General features: G+C 62.8%; 19 protein-coding genes. 10 read left to right on the top strand and 9 right to left on the bottom strand.

Going from position 1 to position 20,897, the window contains the following annotated elements:
* Window positions 1-38: 38 nt before the first annotated feature.
* On the bottom strand, window positions 39-986 hold the full coding sequence (locus NKI25_RS12540; RefSeq protein WP_352594488.1) for an AraC family transcriptional regulator: 948 nt from the start codon (window positions 984-986) through the stop codon (window positions 39-41).
* 129 nt (window positions 987-1,115) lie between these two features.
* Here NKI25_RS12540 and NKI25_RS12535 point away from each other — a divergent pair, with 129 nt between their 5' ends.
* Window positions 1,116-2,021: an SDR family oxidoreductase gene (locus NKI25_RS12535; RefSeq protein WP_352594489.1), complete on the top strand. Its 906-nt coding sequence runs from the start codon at window positions 1,116-1,118 to the stop codon at window positions 2,019-2,021.
* Between the two features lie 53 nt (window positions 2,022-2,074).
* On the opposite strand, the gene NKI25_RS12530 is transcribed toward NKI25_RS12535, so the two are convergent.
* Entirely contained in the window at window positions 2,075-2,821 is a 747-nt protein-coding gene (locus tag NKI25_RS12530; protein ID WP_352594490.1) for a cytochrome c biogenesis CcdA family protein, read from the bottom strand.
* 187 nt (window positions 2,822-3,008) lie between these two features.
* On the opposite strand from NKI25_RS12530, the gene NKI25_RS12525 reads away from it, so the two are divergent.
* The 9 genes from NKI25_RS12525 (at window position 3,009) to rpmG (ending at window position 12,694) form a co-directional block, all read left to right on the top strand.
* Complete coding sequence (locus tag NKI25_RS12525; protein WP_352594491.1) at window positions 3,009-3,386, top strand: COG4315 family predicted lipoprotein; 378 nt, start codon at window positions 3,009-3,011, stop codon at window positions 3,384-3,386.
* Between the two features lie 446 nt (window positions 3,387-3,832).
* Window positions 3,833-6,448, top strand: coding sequence for a type I DNA topoisomerase (topA, locus tag NKI25_RS12520; RefSeq protein ID WP_023679974.1), 2,616 nt, complete (start codon window positions 3,833-3,835; stop codon window positions 6,446-6,448).
* A gap of 6 nt (window positions 6,449-6,454) precedes the next feature.
* Window positions 6,455-8,761, top strand: a complete 2,307-nt coding sequence (gene rnr, locus NKI25_RS12515) for a ribonuclease R (RefSeq protein ID WP_502897364.1) — start codon at window positions 6,455-6,457, stop codon at window positions 8,759-8,761.
* Complete coding sequence (locus NKI25_RS12510) at window positions 8,761-9,213, top strand: DUF983 domain-containing protein (protein WP_352998536.1); 453 nt, start codon at window positions 8,761-8,763, stop codon at window positions 9,211-9,213. Before rnr ends, NKI25_RS12510 begins: the two co-directional genes overlap by 1 nt.
* Window positions 9,214-9,285: 72 nt before the next feature.
* The gene (locus NKI25_RS12505; RefSeq protein ID WP_023679977.1) at window positions 9,286-10,020 is read left to right on the top strand and encodes an NUDIX hydrolase; all 735 of its coding nucleotides are present in this window, start codon (window positions 9,286-9,288) and stop codon (window positions 10,018-10,020) included.
* 16 nt (window positions 10,021-10,036) lie between these two features.
* Entirely contained in the window at window positions 10,037-11,212 is a 1,176-nt protein-coding gene (locus NKI25_RS12500) for an MFS transporter (RefSeq protein ID WP_023679978.1), read from the top strand.
* 110 nt (window positions 11,213-11,322) lie between these two features.
* Window positions 11,323-11,784, top strand: coding sequence for a YqfO family protein (locus NKI25_RS12495; protein ID WP_023679979.1), 462 nt, complete (start codon window positions 11,323-11,325; stop codon window positions 11,782-11,784).
* Between the two features lie 51 nt (window positions 11,785-11,835).
* On the top strand, window positions 11,836-12,204 hold the full coding sequence (locus NKI25_RS12490; RefSeq protein WP_023679980.1) for a YybH family protein: 369 nt from the start codon (window positions 11,836-11,838) through the stop codon (window positions 12,202-12,204).
* A gap of 322 nt (window positions 12,205-12,526) precedes the next feature.
* Complete coding sequence (rpmG, locus tag NKI25_RS12485; protein ID WP_006201775.1) at window positions 12,527-12,694, top strand: 50S ribosomal protein L33; 168 nt, start codon at window positions 12,527-12,529, stop codon at window positions 12,692-12,694.
* A gap of 68 nt (window positions 12,695-12,762) precedes the next feature.
* On the opposite strand, the gene NKI25_RS12480 is transcribed toward rpmG, so the two are convergent.
* The 7 genes from NKI25_RS12480 to NKI25_RS12450 form a co-directional block, all read right to left on the bottom strand.
* The gene (locus tag NKI25_RS12480) at window positions 12,763-13,830 is read right to left on the bottom strand and encodes an ABC transporter ATP-binding protein (protein ID WP_023679981.1); all 1,068 of its coding nucleotides are present in this window, start codon (window positions 13,828-13,830) and stop codon (window positions 12,763-12,765) included.
* 4 nt (window positions 13,831-13,834) lie between these two features.
* Entirely contained in the window at window positions 13,835-14,683 is an 849-nt protein-coding gene (locus NKI25_RS12475; RefSeq protein WP_352998535.1) for a carbohydrate ABC transporter permease, read from the bottom strand.
* Window positions 14,683-15,606, bottom strand: coding sequence for a carbohydrate ABC transporter permease (locus NKI25_RS12470; RefSeq protein WP_352622648.1), 924 nt, complete (start codon window positions 15,604-15,606; stop codon window positions 14,683-14,685). Before NKI25_RS12470 ends, NKI25_RS12475 begins: the two co-directional genes overlap by 1 nt.
* A gap of 214 nt (window positions 15,607-15,820) precedes the next feature.
* Window positions 15,821-17,098: an ABC transporter substrate-binding protein gene (locus NKI25_RS12465; protein ID WP_031212851.1), complete on the bottom strand. Its 1,278-nt coding sequence runs from the start codon at window positions 17,096-17,098 to the stop codon at window positions 15,821-15,823.
* Window positions 17,099-17,127: 29 nt separating this feature from the next.
* A complete protein-coding gene (locus tag NKI25_RS12460) occupies window positions 17,128-18,315 on the bottom strand; it encodes a PLP-dependent transferase (protein WP_352622650.1) in 1,188 nt (395 codons plus the stop codon).
* Window positions 18,312-19,046: a FadR/GntR family transcriptional regulator gene (locus NKI25_RS12455; RefSeq protein WP_352622652.1), complete on the bottom strand. Its 735-nt coding sequence runs from the start codon at window positions 19,044-19,046 to the stop codon at window positions 18,312-18,314. The genes NKI25_RS12460 and NKI25_RS12455 overlap by 4 nt, the downstream gene beginning before the upstream one ends.
* Window positions 19,047-19,508: 462 nt before the next feature.
* A complete protein-coding gene (locus tag NKI25_RS12450) occupies window positions 19,509-20,882 on the bottom strand; it encodes a PleD family two-component system response regulator (RefSeq protein WP_023679987.1) in 1,374 nt (457 codons plus the stop codon).
* Window positions 20,883-20,897: the final 15 nt, after the last annotated feature.

Raw genomic sequence — 20,897 nt, 5'->3', positions numbered from 1 at the left:
TGGAACCTCCAACCCGCGACACGCTCAAGCCGATCGGCTCACGCGGCTTCCGCCTCGTTGCGTGATGCGAAACTGGAGGCTCGGCCACGGCCGTATTGCCGTGGCGAACAGTTCATGACCCGCTTGAAGGCTGTGCTGAAGGCGCTTTCGGATTCGTAGCCGAGCGAGAGCGCTATGACGGCGACGGGATCGCTGGAATTCGTCAGCCGTTCGCCGGCCAGCAGCATTCGCCAGCGCGTCAAATAGTCCATCGGCGACGCGCCAACCGTCTCCTTGAATCTGAGCGCAAAGGTCGATCGCGACATGCCGGCCCGTTCCGCCAGTTCCTGTAACGTCCAGCCATGCGCCGGATCGTCATGCATGGCGCTGATCGCCGCGCCGATCTGTTTGTCCGCGAGGGCAAAGAGCCAGCCGATGCCACCTTTCAATCCTTCCGAAAGATGCAGCCGCAGCGCCTGAACCAGCATCATGTGGGCGAGGTGCTGGATCATCAGAAAGCCGCCCGGCTGCGGCTCGCGCAGCTCCTGCATCATCCGCTCCACCGACCAGCGCAGCGCCGACTGGTCCGACTCTTTGCGGATATGCACAATGGCTGGCAGCATCCGCAACAGGATGCCGGCATGATTGCCGCCAAGCGCGAAGCGGCTGCTGACCAGAAAGAAATCACCACCGCCATTGTGGGTCACGACACCGCCGGCTCGCGCAGGCGGAAAAATCCTGACGGCTTCAACAGGCGTCAAGCTCATGTCGCTTGCAAGGCGGAAAGGCCGTCCACTCGGCAGCAGGAAGCAGTCTCCCGTCTCAAGGCGCACTGCGTCAGCAACGCCCTCCACAGATAGCCAGCACCGGCCGGAGACCACCGCTCCGGTCTTGATGCTTTGCTGCTGGTCGGGGAACTGGATCGACCATTCACCACCAGCATCGAAACCGGCTGACATATAGTTTCGCGGCTTCAGCAGCGAGAGCACATCTGAAAGGGGATCCACAGGTCATTCCGGACGATTGCGAAGATAATACGGACTTTGCCGCATAGATCGTATTTTCTCAAGCGCCTATCACGACATAACTGAGCCGCGAAAATGGTCGTGGTCAGAAACGAACAAGGAGAAGTCGTGATGCGTGTTTTCGTTACCGGAGCGACCGGATTCGTCGGTTCTGCCGTCGTTCAAGAACTCATCGGCGCCGGCCATCAGGTGCTCGGCCTCGCCCGCTCGGCGGCGTCGGCCAAGTCGCTTGCAGCCACCGGAGCCGAGGTGCATCGAGGTGACCTCGAAGACCTCGAAAGCCTCAGCAGGGGCGCAGCGGCAGCTGATGGCGTGATCCATGCCGGCTTCAACCACGACTTCTCGAAATTCGCGCAAAATTGCGAGATGGACCGGCGCGCCATCGAGGCCTTGGGCGGTGCACTCGAAGGCTCCGAGCGGCCCCTGCTCGTAACCTCCGGAACCGCGCTCCAGGCGCGGGGCCGTATCGCGACCGAGGAAGATGTGCCTGTCCCCTCTTCCGCTTCGTATCCCCGCGCCTCCGAAGCGACAGCCGCCGCGCTGGCGGCACGCGGCGTGCGCGCGTCGGTTGTGCGCCTTCCTCCGGCGGTCCATGGCCAGGGCGACCACGCCTTCGTTCCTATTCTCATCGACCTCGCTCGCAAGAAGGGCGTGTCGGCCTATATCGGCGAAGGGCTCAATCGCTGGCCTGCCGTGCATCGGTTCGATGCCGCTCGCGTTTACCGGCTTGCGCTCGAGCATGGAGCCGATGGCGGGCGATATCACGCGATCGCCGAAGAAGGCGTGCCGTTCAAGGACGTCGCCGGCGTGATCGGCCGGCACCTGAACGTGCCGGTGGTCGCCAAGTCCGCGGAAGAAGCCGCCGATCATTTTGGCTGGTTCGCGATGTTCGCGGCGATGGATGTCCCGACCTCGAGCGAGCGGACTCGCGCGCTGCTGGGGTGGGCGCCGAGCGGACCCGGGCTCATCGCCGATATCGACCAGCCGGGCTATTTCGAAGGTGAATGGACCGCGTAGCTGCGGTGCCTTGCGCCGCAGCTACGGCCTCGCGCTTCGGCCGGGCGGCAAACCTATCCCAATTGCCCCAGCACCGGGAAAGTCTCGAGCAACCAATAGGACACCGCCTGCACGCCGCCGGTCAGGAAAAACACGCCGGCGACCACCAGCAACGCGCCGATGGCCTTTTCGACGCGGCCGAGATGGACGCGGAATTTCCCGAGAAAGCGCATGAAGGCGCCTGAAAACAGCGCCGCAACGAGGAAGGGAATACCGAGGCCGAGCGAATAGGCGGCAAGCAGCAGCGCGCCCTCGCCCACCGTCTCGCGGCCGCCGGCAAGCGTCAGGATCGGCCCCAGCACCGGGCCGATACAGGGCGTCCAGCCAAAGGCGAAGGCCAGGCCCATTACGTAAGCGGCGATCAGGCTGGCCGGCTTGCCTTGTGACTGGAAGCGCGCCTCGCGTGAAAGCAAAGGGATGCGCAGTACGCCGAGGAAATTCAGCCCCATCAGGATGATCAGCACGCCGGCTGCCATCGCCAGCGGCTCCTGCCAAACGCGCAGCAAATGGCCGATCGTCGAGGCACCGGCGCCGAGCGCGACGAAGACAGTCGAGAAGCCGAGCACGAAGGCGATGGAGGAATTGATCAGCGCGCCTCGCGCCCCGGCCTTTGCCGTAATGCCGGCTTCGCCGCGGAAATCGTCGACCGAGACGCCGGCCATATAACATAGGTACGGTGGCACCAGCGGCAGCACGCAAGGCGACAGGAACGAAATCGCTCCCGCCCCGATCGCACTGACATAGCCGACGTCCAATGCCATTTCCGTCTCCCGATCACTGCGCAGCCATATAGCCGCGACAACAGCTGTCCGCCAATCACCATCGCGTGGCCCCATCACATTGGGTAGCAAGCCGACGCCCGCCCGGGAAGAAAGGGCAGCCAGGCAGCGTTGATCAAACGAAGCTGCGTTGTTCCGCGCGCTTTTCGAATGATCCAGGGAGAAGTCCATGAAAACGATCGCAACTGGCATGGCCGCGCTTTTGCTCGGCACTGCCGCATCCTTCGCCGCCGAGGCGTGGAAGGAAGCGGAGGTCGGCAGCACCAAGATCTACACCGACGCCAGCGGCATGACGCTCTACACCTACGACAAGGACGAGGCGGGCAAGTCGAACTGCTACGACAAATGCGCCGCCAATTGGCCGCCGCTGAAGGCTGACGCCAACGCCAAGGCCGAGGGCGAGTGGACGATCGTCGACCGCACCGACGGCACCAGGATGTGGGCCTACGAAGGTAAGCCGCTCTACACGTTCATCAAGGACAAGAAGGCCGGCGACGTGACCGGCGAGGGTGTCGGCGGCGTCTGGCATATCGCCAAGGCCGACTAGGCCTTGAGCTTCTGATCGGCTGTAACAGGCGGTAACACGGCTGGTCGCTGGGAACTCGACCCAACCGCCCCGGCGGCCAGCTTTTCAGCACGGTACTTCCTTGCGACTGTCCGAGCAAAATGCCGGGCTACCGATTGCGCGCTTCACAGCATCTGTTCAAGCAGGGCTGGCGCGTGCTCGATGTTTCTCTTATATCCGCGGGAGAGTTTGTCCCGTTCTCCAGGATCAATTGCCGGGCTTGTCCAGTGATAGGCTGGCCATTTCCCTTATCCAGGATTGCGGAAAATCGCATGGCGCCGTTGGGTTGCGCATTCGGTACAGGGCCGCATTTTGACTGCTTGGCCTTGACCGGACGCAAAAGCGCGGCCATGTGAGCGACACATTGAACGAGATTTCGTCGCGCGCAGCGGAATTCTTCTGCCGCATCACAACTGATATGAGACCGTATGGACGTCGTCGTCGTCGAATCGCCGGCCAAGGCGAAGACAATCAACAAATACCTCGGCAAGAACTACAAGGTTCTGGCCTCGTTCGGCCATGTCCGCGATCTGCCGGCCAAGGATGGCTCGGTGCGTCCGGATGAGGACTTTGCCATGTCCTGGGCCGTCGACACCGCGTCTGGAAAGCGTCTCGCCGATATTGCCAAGGCGGTCAAGGACGCCGACGGGCTGATCCTCGCCACCGATCCGGACCGCGAGGGCGAAGCGATCTCCTGGCATGTCCTGGAAGTGCTGAAGCAAAAGCGCGCGTTGAAGGACAAGCCGGTCAGCCGCGTCGTCTTCAACGCCATCACCAAGGCGTCCGTGCTGGAGGCGATGGCCAATCCGCGCCAGATCGACGCGCCGCTGGTCGATGCCTATCTCGCCCGCCGCGCGCTCGACTATCTGGTCGGCTTCACGCTGTCGCCCGTGCTGTGGCGCAAGCTGCCCGGCGCCCGCTCCGCCGGCCGCGTCCAGTCGGTGGCGCTGCGTCTGGTCTGCGACCGCGAATCCGAGATCGAGCGCTTCATCCGCGAGGAATACTGGCAGGTCGCCGCCATTCTCGGTACGCCGCGCAAGGAAAATTTCGAGGCGCGGCTGACCGCCTTCGAGCGCAAGAAGCTGCAAAAGCTCGACATTTCCAACAAGGGGCAGGCCGACGACATCAAAGCGATGCTCGAAGGCGCCAGCTTCAAGGCGGCGTCTGTCGAAGCGAAGCCGACCAAGCGCAATCCCGGGCCGCCCTTCACCACCTCAACGCTGCAGCAGGCAGCCTCATCGGGTCTCGGCTTTTCGGCCAACCGCACCATGCAGGTGGCGCAGCGGCTCTATGAGGGCATGGAGATCGGCGGTGAGACCACCGGCCTGATCACCTATATGCGGACCGATGGCGTGCAGATGGCACCGGAGGCGATCTCTGCCGCACGCGATGCGATTGCCAAGGAATTCGGCCCTAAATACCTGCCTGAAAAGCCGCGCTACTATTCCGCCAAGGCCAAGAATGCCCAGGAGGCGCACGAAGCGATCCGTCCGACCGATTTCATGCGCACGCCGGCTTCCGTCAAGCAGTATCTCGACGCCGACCAGGCGCGGCTTTACGAGATGATCTGGAAACGCGCCATCGCCAGCCAGATGCAGCCGGCCGAGATAGAGCGCACCACGGTCGAGATAGAGGCAGTCAACGGCCCGCGCACCGCCGAGCTTCGCGCTGTAGGCTCGGTTGTTCGCTTCGACGGCTTCCTTGCCGCTTACATCGAGCAGAAGGAAGAAGATTCGGAAGACGAGGAAAGCCGCCGCCTGCCCGAGATCCGTGCCGGCGAGCAGCTCACACGCGAGGCGATCAACGCCACCCAGCACACCACCGAGCCGCCGCCGCGTTATTCGGAAGCTTCGCTGATCAAGAAGCTGGAAGAGTTGGGCATCGGCCGGCCGTCGACTTATACGGCGATCCTGAAGACGCTCGAGGATCGTGACTATGTCACCATCGACAAGCGCAAGCTGGTGCCGCAGGCAAAGGGCCGGCTATTGTCGGCCTTCCTCGAAAGCTTCTTCGAGCGTTATGTCGAGTACGACTTCACCGCTTCGCTGGAGGAAAAGCTCGACGAGATTTCCGACGGCAAGCTCGCATGGAAGGACGTGCTGCGCGATTTCTGGAAGGATTTTTCCGGCGCCGTCGCCGACATCAAGGAGTTGCGCGTCACCGACGTCCTCGATGCGTTGAACGAGGAACTGGCGCCGCTGGTCTTTCCCGCGCGGGAAGACGGTTCGAACCCGCGCATCTGTCCGAAATGCGGCACCGGCAACCTGTCGCTGAAGCTCGGCAAGTTCGGCGCCTTCGTTGGCTGTTCGAACTATCCCGAATGCTCCTTCACCCGCCAGCTCGGCGACGCCGCCAATCCCAATGGCGAGAACGGCGGTGGCGAAGACGGCACCAAAGTGCTCGGCAAGGACCCCTATACCGCCGAGGAGATCACGCTGCGCAATGGCCGGTTCGGCCCCTATATCCAGCGCGGCGACGGCAAGGATGCCAAGCGCTCCAGCCTGCCCAAGGGCTGGACTGTCGATTCGATCGATCACGAAAAAGCACTCGCCCTTTTGTCGCTGCCGCGCGATGTCGGCAAGCATCCGGAATCCGGCAAGATGATTTCGGCCGGGCTGGGGCGCTACGGGCCGTTCGTGCTGCATGACGGCACCTACGCCAATCTCGACAGCATCGAGGACGTGTTCTCGATCGGCCTCAATCGCGCCGTCTCCGTGATCGCCGAGAAGCAATTGAAGGGCAAAGGCGGCCGCAATGGCGGCACAGCCGCTGCGCTCAAGGAACTTGGCGAGCATCCTGCCGGCGGCGGCAAGATCGTCGTGCGCGACGGCAAATACGGGCCTTATGTGAATTTCGGCAAGGTCAATGCGACGCTGCCGAAGGGCAAGGATCCGCAATCGGTGACGATCGAGGATGCGGTGGCGCTCATTGCGGAAAAGGAAGCCAAGGGCGGCAATGGCCCCAGGAAGCCCTTCCGCAAAGCGGCCGCGCCTGCGAAGAAATCGGCTGCGGCCAAAAAACCGGCGGCCAGGAAAAAGGGATAGGACGGGTTGGCGCGCAAAGTCTCCGGAAGAAGCCACGGCGATCTGCGCACCGCCGATACCCGTGCCAAGGTCAGGGACAATTACCGGCCTTCACGCGACGAGATACTGCGTTACATCGCCGAAAATCCGGACCGCGCCGGAAAACGCGACATCGCCAAGGCGTTTGCGCTGCGCGGCGAAGACCGCATCTGGCTGAAGGACGTCTTGCGCGACCTGCAGGATGAAGGCCTGCTGACCAAGGAGCGCAAGCGGCTTGCCCGTGTCGGCGCCCTGCCCCACGTCGCGGTGCTCGACATCTTCGGCCGTGACGCCGACGGTGTGCTGCTGGCGCACCCGACCGAAGCGATCGGCAATGGCGAACCTCCGGTCATAGCGATCCGCGTGTCGCGCGGCGGCAATGGGCCGACGCCTGGCATCGGCGACCGCGTGCTGGCCAAGACCTTTCCGACCGACGATCCGGCAGGCCCGGCCTATACCGGCCGGGTGATGAAGATATTCGAGAAGCGCACCGATGCGGTTCTCGGCGTTTTCCGTGTGCTGAAGGACGGCACGTTCCGCATCGAGCCGGTGGAAAGGCGCCAGCCGGAGCTGGTCGTCGACAAGGAATTCCAGAACGGCGCCAAGAACGGCGACCTGGTCGAAGTCGAGCCGGCGCGGGCCTCGCGCTACGGGCTGCCGCGAGCCAAGGTTCTGGCGGTGTTGGGGTCGCTGACCAGCGAAAAGGCGGTCTCGATGATCGCCATCCATGCACACGACATTCCACATATTTTTCCCACCGACGTCATCGCCGAGGCGGAGGCGGTCAAGGCGGCGACGCTTGCCGGACGCGAGGATTGGCGCGAGCTGCCGCTGCTCACCATCGATCCGGCCGACGCCAAGGATCATGACGACGCGGTGTTCGCCATGCCCGACACCGACGAGAAGAACGCCGGCGGCGTGGTTGTCACCGTCGCCATTGCCGATGTCGCTGCATACGTGCGCTATGCCACGGCGCTCGATCGCGAAGCGCTGAAGCGCGGCAATTCGGTCTATTTTCCCGACCGCGTCGTACCGATGCTGCCGGAGCGCATCTCGAACGACCTCTGTTCACTGCGCGAGGGCCAGGATCGTCCGGCGATAGCGGTGCGTATGACTTTCTCGGCCGATGGCCACAAACTCAGACACTCCTTCCATCACGTCATGATGAAGTCGGCGGCGAAACTCGCCTATCAGCAGGCGCAAGCGGCGATCGACGGCGCACCGGACGACACGACTGGCCCGATCCTCGATACGGTGCTGAAGCCGCTATGGGACGCCTACGCGATCCTGAAGCGCGGCCGCGACACGCGCCAGCCGCTCGAACTCGATCTGCCCGAGCGCAAAATCCTGCTCAAGCAGGACGGCACCGTCGACAAGGTCGTCGTGCCGGAGCGGCTCGACGCGCACAAACTGATCGAAGAGTTCATGATCCAGGCCAATGTCGCCGCCGCCGAGACACTCGAGGCGAAGCGCCAGGCGCTGGTCTACCGCATCCACGATGCGCCCTCGCTCGCCAAGCAGGAATCGCTGCGTGAATTCCTGCAGACGCTCGGCCTGTCGCTGGCGCGCGGCGCGCAAATGCGGCCGAACCAGTTCAACGGCATCCTCGCTCGCGTGCGGGGCGCCGACAATGAGGGGCTGGTCAACGAAGTGGTGCTGCGCTCGCAGAGCCAGGCCGAATATTCGCCCGCCAATATCGGCCATTTCGGCCTCAACCTGAAGCGCTACGCGCATTTCACCTCGCCGATCCGCAGATATGCCGACCTGATCGTGCATCGCGGGCTGATTGCCGCGCTCGGCCTTGGTCCGGGGGGCCTGACGCAGGACGAGGCGGAGCGGCTGGAAGAGGTCTCGGCGCTGATTTCGGCGACCGAGCGGCGCGCGATGGCCGCCGAGCGCGACACGGTCGACCGGCTGATCGCCGCCTATCTCGCCGAGCGCATCGACGACCGTTTCGACGCCCGCATCTCGGGCGTCACCAAATCGGGCCTGTTTGTCCAATTGCCGCAGTATGGCGCGGATGGCTTCATTCCGGTTTCAACCCTGGGCGGCGACTACTATATATACGACGAAACTGCTCGATCGCTTTTCGGAGAACGCACCGGCAAGGGCTATCAGCTTGCTGATCGCGTCGAGGTTCGCCTGATCGAGGTGGCGCCGATGGCCGGCGCGATGCGTTTCGAGATGCTGACCGAGCCAAAGCCGCTGCCCGGCTCCAAACGGTCGTTCCACAAGGCCAAAGGCCGCGCCCGGGCGTCGCAATCGCGTCCAGGCTCGCGCGGCAGGAGACGGTAATGCCAACAGAACTGCAGGTGGAAGAACGGATTTTCGGTGGTGAACATCACTCGGGCCGGACCGCCCGGCCGCTATGGACGGCAATGAAGCGCGGCATGCTCGGCCGCTGCCCGCATTGCGGCGAGGGCAAGCTGTTTCGCGCCTTCGTCAAGACCGTCGACAAATGCGATCATTGCGGCGAGGAGCTCCACCACCATCGCGCCGACGACCTGCCGGCCTATCTCGTGGTGGTCATTGTCGGCCACATCGTGCTCGGTGCCTTCATGGGTGTCGAGGTAACCTCGACGCTGTCTACCTGGCAGCACATCGCCATCTGGGTGCCATTGACCATCATTCTCGCCGTCGTCCTGCTGCAGCCAGTCAAGGGCGCTGTCATCGGCCTGCAATGGGCATTTTATATGCACGGCTTCGGCGGTGAAGAAGATCTGATCGAGTCGCATCCCGAGGCTTGAAACCGAGGCTGGCGCAATCGGCATGGCTGGACGCCACTTCCGCATTGGAGAAGATTCCGCTAGGTCGAGCGCATGGACGTTATGACCAAGGCGGAAATCGACAAGGGTGAGCGGATCGCGCTCGATGCCAAGCCTATACGCCCGCGCGACGCCGCGACGCTGATCCTGCTCGACCGCAAGGGCGACGAGTTCCTGGTGCTGATGGGCCGGCGCCACGCCGGTCATGCCTTCATGCCGGGAAAATTCGTGTTTCCTGGCGGCCGCACAGATCCGGCCGACAGCCGCATCCCGACAGCCACCGCCCTTCATCCCGAGGAAGAAGCGAGATTGACCGCTGGCATCGGCCGCACCAGCCCGGCCCGCGCCCGCGCCATTGCCCTGTCGGCAATCCGCGAAACCTATGAGGAGGCCGGCTTGCTGATCGGCCAAAAAGGCACCTTCGCGACCGCCAGGCGCGACTGGCAGGGCTTTGTCGAGCACGGCGTCATCCCATCACTGCAAGCGCTGCGCTTCGTCGCACGCGCCATCACCCCGCCCAACCGGGTGCGCCGCTTCGATACGCGCTTTCTCGCCGCATGGCGCGACGATGTCGCCGTTGAACTGCCGGATGGCGGTCCGACCGACGAGTTGGAGGACGTCGTTTGGCTGCCGCTGGCCAAGGCCCGGCAAGCCGATATTCCAGACATCACGCGCACGGTCCTGGAGGAGCTGGAAACCCGGCTCGCCCGGGATCCGCTGCTGAGCCCCGGCGGTCCCGTGCCGTTCTACCGGCTTGTCCGCAATCGCTTCGTCCGCGAAATTCTCTAGAGCAGCCAGGCAATCCATGACAGTCGATATCCAGCCGCAGGGCAAGGAACGCGTACACTGGCTGCCGATGGTCGCGGCGATCTCGTCGATCAGCGTCGTCGGCATTGCCATCGGCCTTGGCATGCCGCTGCTCAGCGTGATCCTGGAAACGCGTGGCCATTCCGCGTCGATGATCGGTCTCAACACCGCGGTCGCCGGTCTCGCCTCGATCGCCGGCGCGCCGCTCGCCACCCCGCTCGCCATGCGGTTCGGGGTCGCCTGGACGATGCTTGCCATGATCGCCGCCGGGGCGCTGGCCTTTGTCGGTTTCCATTTCGCGCCAGCTTTCTGGATGTGGTTTCCGCTGCGCGTGCTGCTGCATATCGCGCTGACGGTGCTGTTCATCCTGTCGGAATTCTGGATCAGCACCTCGGCGCCGCCACACCGGCGCGGACTGGTCCTCGGCATCTATGCCACCGTGCTGTCTCTCGGCTTTGCCGCCGGGCCTTGGCTGTTCGCCCATCTCGGCAGCAGTGGCTTCCTGCCCTTCGGCGTTACCATCGCCTTGGTTACGCTCGCTGCCATACCGGTCCTGGCGGCACGCAACGAGAGCCCGACGATCGTCTCGGACGGCGAAACCAGCAATTTCCTGCGTTACATCTGGCTGGTGCCGACGGCGACCGCCGCCGTGCTGGTGTTCGGCGCGGTCGAGACCGGCGGCTTTGCACTGTTCCCGGTCTACGGTAGCCGCATCGGCTACTCCGAGGCGGACGCCGCCCTTTTGCTCACCATGATCGGGCTTGGCAATGTGCTGTTGCAGATCCCGATCGGCATGATCAGCGACCGCGTCAGCGACCGCCGCTATCTGCTGATGGCCTGTGCCACTGTCGGGCTTGCCGGCACGGTCTTCATGCCGTTCTTCGCGCATAACTGGCATTTGATGGCAGCGCTTCTGTTCATCTGGGGCGGTGTGGTCGCCGCTATGTATACAATCGGTCTTGCTCACCTCGGCTCCCAGCTTTCCGGCCACGAACTGGCCTCCGCCAACGCCGCCTTCGTTCTTTGCTACGGCGTCGGCATGGTGCTTGGCCCGCAGGCAATCGGCATCGGCATGGACGCTTTCGGGCCGTCGGGCTTCGGTTGGGCGCTCGGCCTGTTCTTCGCCTGCTATATCGTGCTGGTCGGCACCAGGCTGCTCCGCAAAATCCTCTGAGTCGGCCCAGCTGCCGACATCGCTCCCACTGCTGACCAACTCCTGACACAACCATGTCAGGAGGGCTCGAGTATATGCTCCCCCAAAGTGCATTAGCAGGGAGACCTCGGATGATCGACAGTGGCTTTGAAACGAAATCGCTGCGGATGGAATTGCTGCTGCTGGTGACCTTTCAGGCACCGGCAGCCGATGTCGACCGCATCATGGAGGCGGTGGTCGCGATCGTACCGCTCGGAATGGGCAAATATGACAGCAATGCTTTCCAGTCGGCGGACGGCATCGAACGCTACCGGCCGCTTGAAGGTGCCGCCGCCGGCGCCGAGACGGAATTGCGCAGGCGGTCGGGCACTGTCGAGGTGTCGTTCGAACTGCCCGACGACCAGAAGCTCGCCGCACGCGTCGTCGAAGCGATTTATCAGGTTCACAGCTATCAGGAACCGGTGATCCGCATTCAGCCACTGCTTGCCAGCCGCTCCAAGGGTCTCGACGACCGCGCCAACCCGAACCGCTGGTGGAACACGACGGGAGACTGGAAGAAGGCGTTGCAACCGGAAACCGTCGCGGCGGAGTGACCGGAACCTGGTCGTCTCTCGGTTTGAATTTGGCTGTCAGGAAGCCTGCCGATGAATGATGAAGCAAACCGCAAACCGGCAAGCGATCCCCAGGACCTGGCGCGGCTATTGGTTTCTCGCGAGCAAGCGGGAGACGCGGAAGGAATGGCTGCTCTTTACGAACCCGGTGCCATCCTCGATACCGGCAACGGGCGGTTGGCCTGCGGCAGAGATGCCATCCGCCGATTTTACGCCAAGTTGGTGGCAGCGGGACGAAAGTTTGATCTCGGAGATCAGCGTCCGGCTATCATCAACAGGGATTTGGCGCTCACTTCCACGCGCCTTGCCGATGGCACCGTTACTGCGGAAATCGCTCGCCGGCAAGGTGACGGGAACTGGCTTTGGGTGATCGATCAGCCGTCCATCGCTCGATACTCATAGCCAGCATTCAAACTGAGACGCCACCCGGAGGACGGCCGGAGGCACACAGGAGCCTCCCGCGGCTGTCGGCACCCAATCAAATTGTCGGGTTTTGGTAGCACATCGATGTCCGCTTCGTCCCCAGCCTCCATCGGCTGGCAACAAACCCGGACAACTCATGTGCCACCTAATCCGGACAACCCATCTGCCTACGACACAGAACCTGGACAAGGGTTGACTTTCCGGGCGCGTTCTTTATGTGTCGCGGCAAGTTTCCCGCGTCCGGGTGTTTTCCCCGTGCTCCAGCGGCCAAAACTCCACGAACATTTAACGGACGAACATCATGGCCAAAGCCGCAAACATCAAGATCAAGCTTCTGTCGACCGCCGACACCGGTTTCTTCTACGTGACCAGCAAAAACAGCCGCACCAAGACGGACAAGCTGTCGTTCCGCAAATACGACCCGGTCGCCAAGAAGCACGTCGAATTCAAGGAAACCAAGATCAAGTAATCGGGTTTTCTCTCGCGGTACCGAATCGCCGCCCTCCGGGCGGCGTTTTTCGTTTCGGGAATACAGGACTAGCCGATGCGACCGCCGCTTGCCGGATCGAACAGATGGAGCGATGCCGGATCAGCCGACAGGCGCACGGCCTCACCCGGCTTCACGCTGGCCCGGCCCATGGCAAACACGCAGACCTGCTGGCCGGCAAGCCTGGCATAGAACTGGGTGGACAGGCCGAGCGGCTCCACGACACCCACCTCGCCCTTCAGCGCGCCATTGTCGGCGAGCCGGATATGCTCGGGCCGCAAGCCGACGGTGATCGTATCGCCATCCCTGAGCGGCAGGCCGTCTGGCAGCCTCAGCTTCTGGCCGTCGGCCAGGATGGCATCCGGCTTGGCGCCCTTTTCAACCACGGCAGGCAGAAAATTCATGCCGGGCGAGCCGATGAACCCGGCGACGAACATGTTGACCGGCCGGTCGTACAGATCGAGCGGCACACCGACCTGCTGGACGAGGCCGTCATGCATGACGACGATGCGGTCGGCCATTGTCATCGCTTCGGTCTGGTCGTGGGTGACATAGACCGAAGTGGTCTTCAATTGCTGGTGCAGCGCCTTGATCTCGGCACGCATGTGAACGCGCAGCTTGGCATCGAGGTTCGAAAGCGGCTCGTCGAAGAGAAAGACCTTCGGGTCGCGTACGATGGCACGGCCCATGGCGACGCGCTGACGCTGGCCGCCAGACAATTGCCGAGGCAGGCGCTGCAGAAGCGCATCGAGCCCGAGCCGCTTGGCGGCCCCGTCCACCCTTGCATCGATCGCCGGCTTCCCGGCCTTCCTCAGCATCAGGCTGAAGCCCATGTTCTTCGACACGTCCATGTGCGGATAGAGCGCGTAGGACTGGAATACCATGGCAATGTCGCGGTCCTTTGGCGCAATGTCGTTGACCAGGCGCTCACCAATATGGATTTCGCCGTCGGAGACCTCCTCCAGCCCGGCGATCATACGCAGCAGTGTCGACTTCCCGCAGCCGGACGGGCCGACCAGAACGACGAACTCACCGTCGGCGATTTCGAGATCGACCGCGTGCAGGACGCGCACGGCTCCATAGTCTTTACGGACTTTGTCGAGTGTGACGGAGGCCATCGATCTATCCCTTGACGGCACCGGCGGTAAGGCCGGTGACGAGGTAGCGTTGCAGGAAAGCAAAGAAGATGCAGACCGGGATCAGCGCCAGGATGGAAGCCGCCATCATCTGTCCCCAGTCGACCGCGAATTTGCCGATATAGGTGAGCAGGCCGACCGCGAAGGTCTTCTGGTCGTCGCTGGAAATCAGCATCAGCGCAAACAGCAACTCGCTCCAGGCGGCGGTAAAGACGAAACCGAGCGTCGCACCCATGCCGGGCAGCGTCAGCGGCACGATCACCTTGCGCATCGCCTGCAGGCGCGTGCAGCCGTCGATCATCGCTGCCTCTTCCAGATCCCTGGGAATGCCGTCGAAGAACGACTGCATCAGGAAGGTCGCAAAGGCCGTATTGAAGGCGGTGTAGATGATGACGAGGCCGGTCAGGCTGTTGATGAGGCCGATCTGTCCCATGATGCGGTAGATCGGCGGAATGACCATCACCAGCGGGAACGTCTGGGTGAGCAGAAGCAGGATGGCCAGGGTCGCCTTGCCGCGGAAGGAAAATCGCGACATGGCGTAGCCGGCCAGCGTGGCAATCACCGTTACGAAGGCTGCCGTCGAAACCGAAACGATAACGCTGTTCAGGAAGTAACGCGGGAAATCGCTGGCTTCGAGCACGGTGACGAAGTTCTGCAGCGTCGTTTGCGACGGCCAGAAAGTGATGCCTTCGGAATAGAGCAGCCGCTCCGGCGTGACCGAGATCTTCAACGTCCAGAAGATCGGGAACAACGCGAAGGCCATATAGGCGGCGATGGCGCCGTAAAGGCCGATACCGCCGAGGACGCGCGAGGAAGCGGAGCGTCCGGCAATCATCAGACGTGCCTCACCAGCGACCGGCGGATGCCGATAAGCGCAACCGCGTAGACGATTAGCAAGGCAAGCAGCAGCACCGCCACTGCGGAGGCATAGCCTTTGTCCAGCGACTTGAACGCGCTGACGTAGATATAGACCGGGACGGTAGCGGTCGAACCGGCAGGCCCGCCTTCGGTCATGACGAAGATCAGGTCGGCGAAGGTGGCGATCCATATGGTGCGCAGCATGACGGTGATGACGATGGTCGGTGCCAGGAACGGCAGCGTTACCTTGGTAAAGCGCTGCCACGGCGAGGCGCCGTCGATCGCCGCCGCCTCATGCAGTTCTGACGGGATCGACTTCAACGCCGCCAAAAGCGTGATGGCAAAAAAGGGAATGCCGAACCAGACATTGGCGACGATCGGCCCCCACATGGCTGTCGAGGGATCGGAGAGCACGTTGGTTGGCTCGGCTTTCAGCCCCAAGGCGTAGAGCCAATGCGGCAGCGGCCCGATGATCGGGTTGAACAGCCAGGCCCAGGTCAGGCCCGAGAGGAAGGACGGTACCGCCCAAGGCAGGAACACCACGGCCTGCACGATCTTTCTGCCCCGGAACGGCGTATCGAGCAGCAGCGCCAGGCCGAGTCCAAGGAAAAATTGGAAGAACAGGCTGGCTGCCGTCCACCATAGGGTGTTGACGAGCGCCTGCCCGAGCACAGGATCCGACAGCATCGCCTGATACTGCCCAAGCCCGACATATTCGGATTTGAAAGCGGAGAATTTGCGGAACGAGTAGCCGACACCGATAACCAGCGGCACCAGGAGCACGACGACCAGCAGCGCGATCGCCGGGCTGAGATAGAGCCAAGGCTCGATCGCGGCATGGGATAGCCGCTTCTTTCGCGGCCTGCCGGCGGATCGGATTTCGGACACGGCATAGGTCATTGGTACTGGATCGTCTCCTGGGTAAGCACGGGCTGGCGACAGCGCCTTCCCCGTTTACGGGGAGATGCCGGTCCACCCTCCGCAGCTGCAGCGCAGCTGCTGTGGAGGACGGGCAGGCAGATGAGAAGCAGCGCGAGCCAAGTCGGGTTGGCGCCGCCCCTCATCCGTCACTTCGTGACACCCCCTCCCCGTGAACGGGGAGAAGGAACAAAAGCTATTTCTTGTTCTTGGCCAGCCAGTCCTGCTGTTCCTTGGTCAGGAACTTGGCCCATTCGTCAGCCACGTCCTTGGCCGCTTTCTGGCCAAGCAGCACTTCCTGAAAATTCTTGATCGCCACCTGGTCTACGAAATTGCCAAGGTTTTCCAGATGCGTCGGAGGCGTCACCATCTCGTATTTGTCGCCGTTGTTCAGTTCCTCGAACCAGCCTTTGAACTGCTCGGTCCTGAAGTGGGCGTCCTGGTCGGCGCCGTTGTGGATTGGAATGACGCCGACTTCCTTTGCCCATTCCAGATTGTCCTTGGGCGACAACAGCGTCGCCATCAGCTTCCAGGCATCGTCCTTGTGCTGGGAATTGGCGAACATCGCCCAGCCGGCATAACCGAGCGTCGGATAGGATTTGCCGCTCGGCCCGACCGGCATCGGCGCCACGGCGAAATCGTCGGCGCTCATCTTGTCGGCGATGCCGAGCAGCGCGTCGGGATCCTGGTTCAGCATGGCGCAGGTGCCGCTGTAGAAGCCGGTGACGGTCTCGTTAAAACCCCAGCTCACCGCATCTTTCGGCGCCAGGCCGTTCTTGTACATGTCGGCGAGCATCTGCAGGCCCTTGACCGAGCCTTCCTCGTTGATGGTCGAGGTGCCGTCCTCGTTGAAATAGCCGCCCTTGCCGGCGGCGATGTTCATGAACATATGCATGCCGTTGAAGGCGCCCGGGCCGCCGCGCAGGCAGTAGCCGTATTTGCCCGGTATCGCCGAGATTTTTTTGGAGTCCTCGACGAATTCATCGAGCGTCGCCGGCGGACCGTCCAGACCGGCCTCCTTGAACAGCTTCTTGTTCCAGAACAGCGCGTTCAGGTAATAGCCGTAAGGGATCATGTACTGCTTGTTATCGACCGTCGAGCCGAACTGCTTGGCACGCTCGCCCAGCGTTTTGGCATCGTCCCATTTGGCCATGTATGGCCCGAGATCCTCGAGCTGGCCGTTGGTCGCATAAAGGCCCATCCAGCGTTCTGGCATCTCGACGATGTCGGGCGTGTCGCCGGCCTGCACCATGGTGAGGAACTTCTCGAACGCCTGTCCCCAGGGCAGCGATACCAGCTCGACCTTGACACCCGGATTGGCCGCCTCGAATTCGGCGATCTGCTTCTTGAGGAATTCGGTACGCGGCGGGCTGGTGATGACCTCGACCATCTTGACCGTGGAATCGGCCAGCACGCTGCCGGCGGAAATCGCCAGACCCGCGACGGCACCAAGAAGGATGCTCAGTTTTTTCATGTTCAGCACTCCCATTTTGAACGGCTCCTTTATCTTTTTGCTCTGTCGAAGGCCTGGGCAACATCCGCCCACAGGTCTTCGACACTTTCCAATCCGACACTGAGGCGGATGGTTCGTGGGCTGACGCCGAAGCGCGCCATCGAATTCAGGCCCGGCGTCTGCTCGAGCGAGGCCTTTGCCGGAACGACCAGGCTCTCATGGCCGCCCCAGCTGACGCCGATGCGAAAGAGTTTCAGCGCATCGACGAAAGCCGGGATGTCGACGTCTTCCGTCACTTCGAACGAGAACAGCCCGGCATAGCCGGCAAGCGTCGCCTTGCCTGGATGGTTGGAATAGGCCGGGTGGTTGACCCGCTCGACATGGTCATGCGCTTTCAGCCGTTCGGCGATGGTCAGCCCGCTCTTCATGTGATGCGGCAACCGCAGCGGCAATGTGCGCAGGCCACGCAGTAACAGCCAGGCCTCGAAAGGCGAAAGTTTGCCGCCGAGATAGGAATAGGTCTGCTCGTTGATATGTCGGATATGGGCGGCCGAACCGGCCACCACACCGGCGACGGTGTCGCTGTGGCCGCCGAGATATTTCGAGGCCGAATGCAGCACCAGGTCGACACCGTGCGAAATCGGCTTCTGGAACACCGGCGTCGCCCAGGAATTGTCGATCGAGGTGATGATGCCCTGCTCTTTGGCCAGCCGCGCCAGCTGGGTTATGTCCTGGAGCTCGAACATCATCGACGTCGGGCTTTCCAGGTAGAGCAGCTTGGCGCCGGGAAGTGCTGCCGCGACCGCGTCCGGATCGGAACCGTCGACATAGTCGACCTTGATGTTGAGCCGTGGCAAAAGCCGTTCGAACAGCCGGTAGGCATCGCCGTAGCAATTGCGCACGACAACCATGCGCTCACCGGCACCGACGAAAGCAAGCACCGTGGCGCTGATCGCCGCCATGCCGCTGGAAAAGCCGCGCGCGGCCTCCGCGCCTTCGAGAGCGGCGACACGCGCCTCGAACTCCATGACCGTCGGGTTGTCGCCGCGCGAATAGATCGGCTGACGTCGCCTGCCGGCGAATGTGTCGGCCATCTCGGAATAGTTGGCGAAGGTGAAGAGGGAAGTCTGGTAGATCGGCGGGACCACCGCGCCGCCGGGGAAAGGCTCGTCATGGGCGAGAAGCGTCGCTGCCTCGGCGAGATAGTCGTTTTCGAAACCGGCGGGATGATCGCTCATTTCTGGCCTGAAAGTTCGAGTTTGGCCGCGCCGCGCTTCAGATCGTCCTCGACGGTGGCGATCAGCTTGAGCGCCTCGGCCCGGGCCCCCTCCGGATCGTGCGCGGCGATGCGTTCGTAGATGGTGCGGTGGTAGGGAAAGCTGGCGTGGCCGAAATCACGCACGCCGAGCGGATGCTCCCAGAAACGATGGAACAGTTCGTGCATGGCGGCGATGATCTGCTCGAACAGCGGATTGCCGGAACTGCGGTAGATCGACTGGTGGAATTCCCAGTCCTCCTCCGCCGACATCCCGGCGCGGGTGTGGAAGGCCTGCTCCATAATGTCGAGCTTGCGCCCGATCCCGACGAGATCTGCCTGGCCCGCGCGGACGGCGCACAGGGCGGCGGCTTCCGCTTCCAGTGCCCGGCGGATTTCCAGCGTCTGCATCAGGCTGGTGAAATCATTGCCGCCGGCCAGCGTCAGCGGCATGTGCAGCATGTCCAGCGAGACCACTCCCTTGAGATAGGTGCCGCTGCCTTGCCGCCGTTCGACCAGGCCGAGCCCTTCCCAGCGCGTCAGCGCCTCGCGCACGGTGTTGCGGCTCACCTTGAGGCGCTCGGCAAGGATGCGTTCGGTCGGCAGTCTCTGGCCGGGCCCGAGAGCTTCCCGCATCACAAAGCCGGCCAGCGCCTTGAGCACCGCGTCGTCGCGAGCAGTTGCCTGTATGGGGGAAAGGCCGAATTCCGTCATGCCAACGGGTCACCAAATGGCTCAATGGTCCAACCAATTTCTGCATAGAAGAAAGGCCCTGTCAACCGACTGCTGGCGCATACGCTCTGCCCAGCCGGCTATTTCAAAGGGCGCTGTCGCTGCCGCAACAAAAACCAAGCGTTTTCCGGGTCTTGACGTAGAATCCTGATGTGTTTTGAAAATTGGGGGCCGGCCGGCGTTTGGCAGCGGTACGAGGAGGCCACTATGTGCCAGCGCCGGCCGGCCGACCCCACGGACCCAGGAGATGCGGCGGACCTGAGCATCATGGGGTATTCTTCGGGTCGAACCGGCGATCTAGCCTCGTGCCGGTTACGTCTAAGGGCTGCACATTTGCGCAACAACTTATGGAAATCAACCGTTTCTTAACCAAGCCTCGCAAATCGCTTGGATTAAGGTAAATTCGTAACCTTGTCGCGTTGACCCGGCAATTGGTGTTCGGTGCTAAGCCGCCTTGGCGACGACGCGATTGCGGCCGCCGCTCTTGGCTTCGTAGAGCGCGAGGTCGGCGCGTTTCATCAGCGCCGAAACCGTGTCTACCCCCTTCAGCACCGACGACACGCCGACGCTGACGGTGACTTCGACGGCCTTGCCTTCGGTGCCGACGGCAAACGGCAGCTGGGCGATTTCGGCGCGAATGCGCTCGGCGACCTTTTCGGCTACCGCGCCGTCGGTGTCCGGCATCACCACGACGAACTCCTCACCGCCGAAGCGGCAGGCCAGATCGATGCCGCGCACATTCTTGCGCAGCCGCCGCGCGAATTCGCGCAGCACGTCGTCGCCGCCGTCATGGCCATGCGCGTCGTTGATGCTCTTGAAGCGGTCCAGATCGGTGATCATCACCGACAGCGGCCGGCGCCGTGCCACGGCGCGGTCGAACAGCGTCTGCAAATGGCTGTCGAGATAGCGGCGGTTGTGCAGGCCGGTCAGGGCATCGGTCACCGCCATCTCGATGGTCTGGGTGACGCTGGCGCGAAGCTGGTCGTTGTAGCGCTTGCGGCGCACCTGCGTGCGCAGCCGCGCGGTCAGCTCCTGCTGGTCGATCGGCCGCATCAGATAATCGTTGATGCCGAGTTCGAGGCCGCGGATGATACGCCCCTCCTCGCCCTCGTCCGCCAGAAGGATGATCGGCAGGAAACGGGTGCGATCGAGCGAGCGCAATTGCGAGCAGAGCCTCAGCGGGTCGAAATCGGCGAAGGCTGTCGAGATCATCACGCATTCATACGGCTGCTCGGCGGCCTGGAAGAAGCCGGCATGCGGATCATTGGCGACGTCGAGATCGGCACTGCCGCGCAGCATCTTCTGGATGCGCTCGAACGAGGATTTGCGCTCGTCGACCAGCAGCACCTTCGGCACCGCATCGTCGGCAGCGAAGTTGCGGCTCAAAAGCTCCTCGATGCCGATATTGCGTGTCGTCGAGGCGCGCAGCCGCAGCTCGTCGGTCAGCGATTTCAGCCTGACCAGGCTCTTGACGCGCGTCATCAACTGCAGATCGTTGACCGGCTTGGTCAAAAAATCGTCGGCGCCGGCCTCGAGGCCGCGCACCCGGTCCGAAACCTGGTCGAGTGCGGTGATCATCACGACAGGGATGTGCGATGTTGCCGGGTCGCCCTTCAGCCGCCGGCAGACCTCGAACCCGTCCATGTCGGGCATCATCACGTCGAGCAGCACGACGTCGACCTTGCCGTTCTCGCAGATCTCGATCGCGTCCGGCCCGTTGGTGGCGGTCAGGACCTCGAAATATTCGGCGAGCAGCCGAACCTCCAGCAGCCTGACATTGGCTGGGATGTCGTCGACGACGAGGATCCGCGCGGTCATTTCACAAAGCTCCGG

Source organism: Mesorhizobium sp. M0808, from assembly GCF_040320025.1.
Lineage (GTDB): Bacteria > Pseudomonadota > Alphaproteobacteria > Rhizobiales > Rhizobiaceae > Mesorhizobium.
Note: the sequence above shows the minus strand (reverse complement) of the source record. Positions and strands in the feature narration are given on the sequence as shown.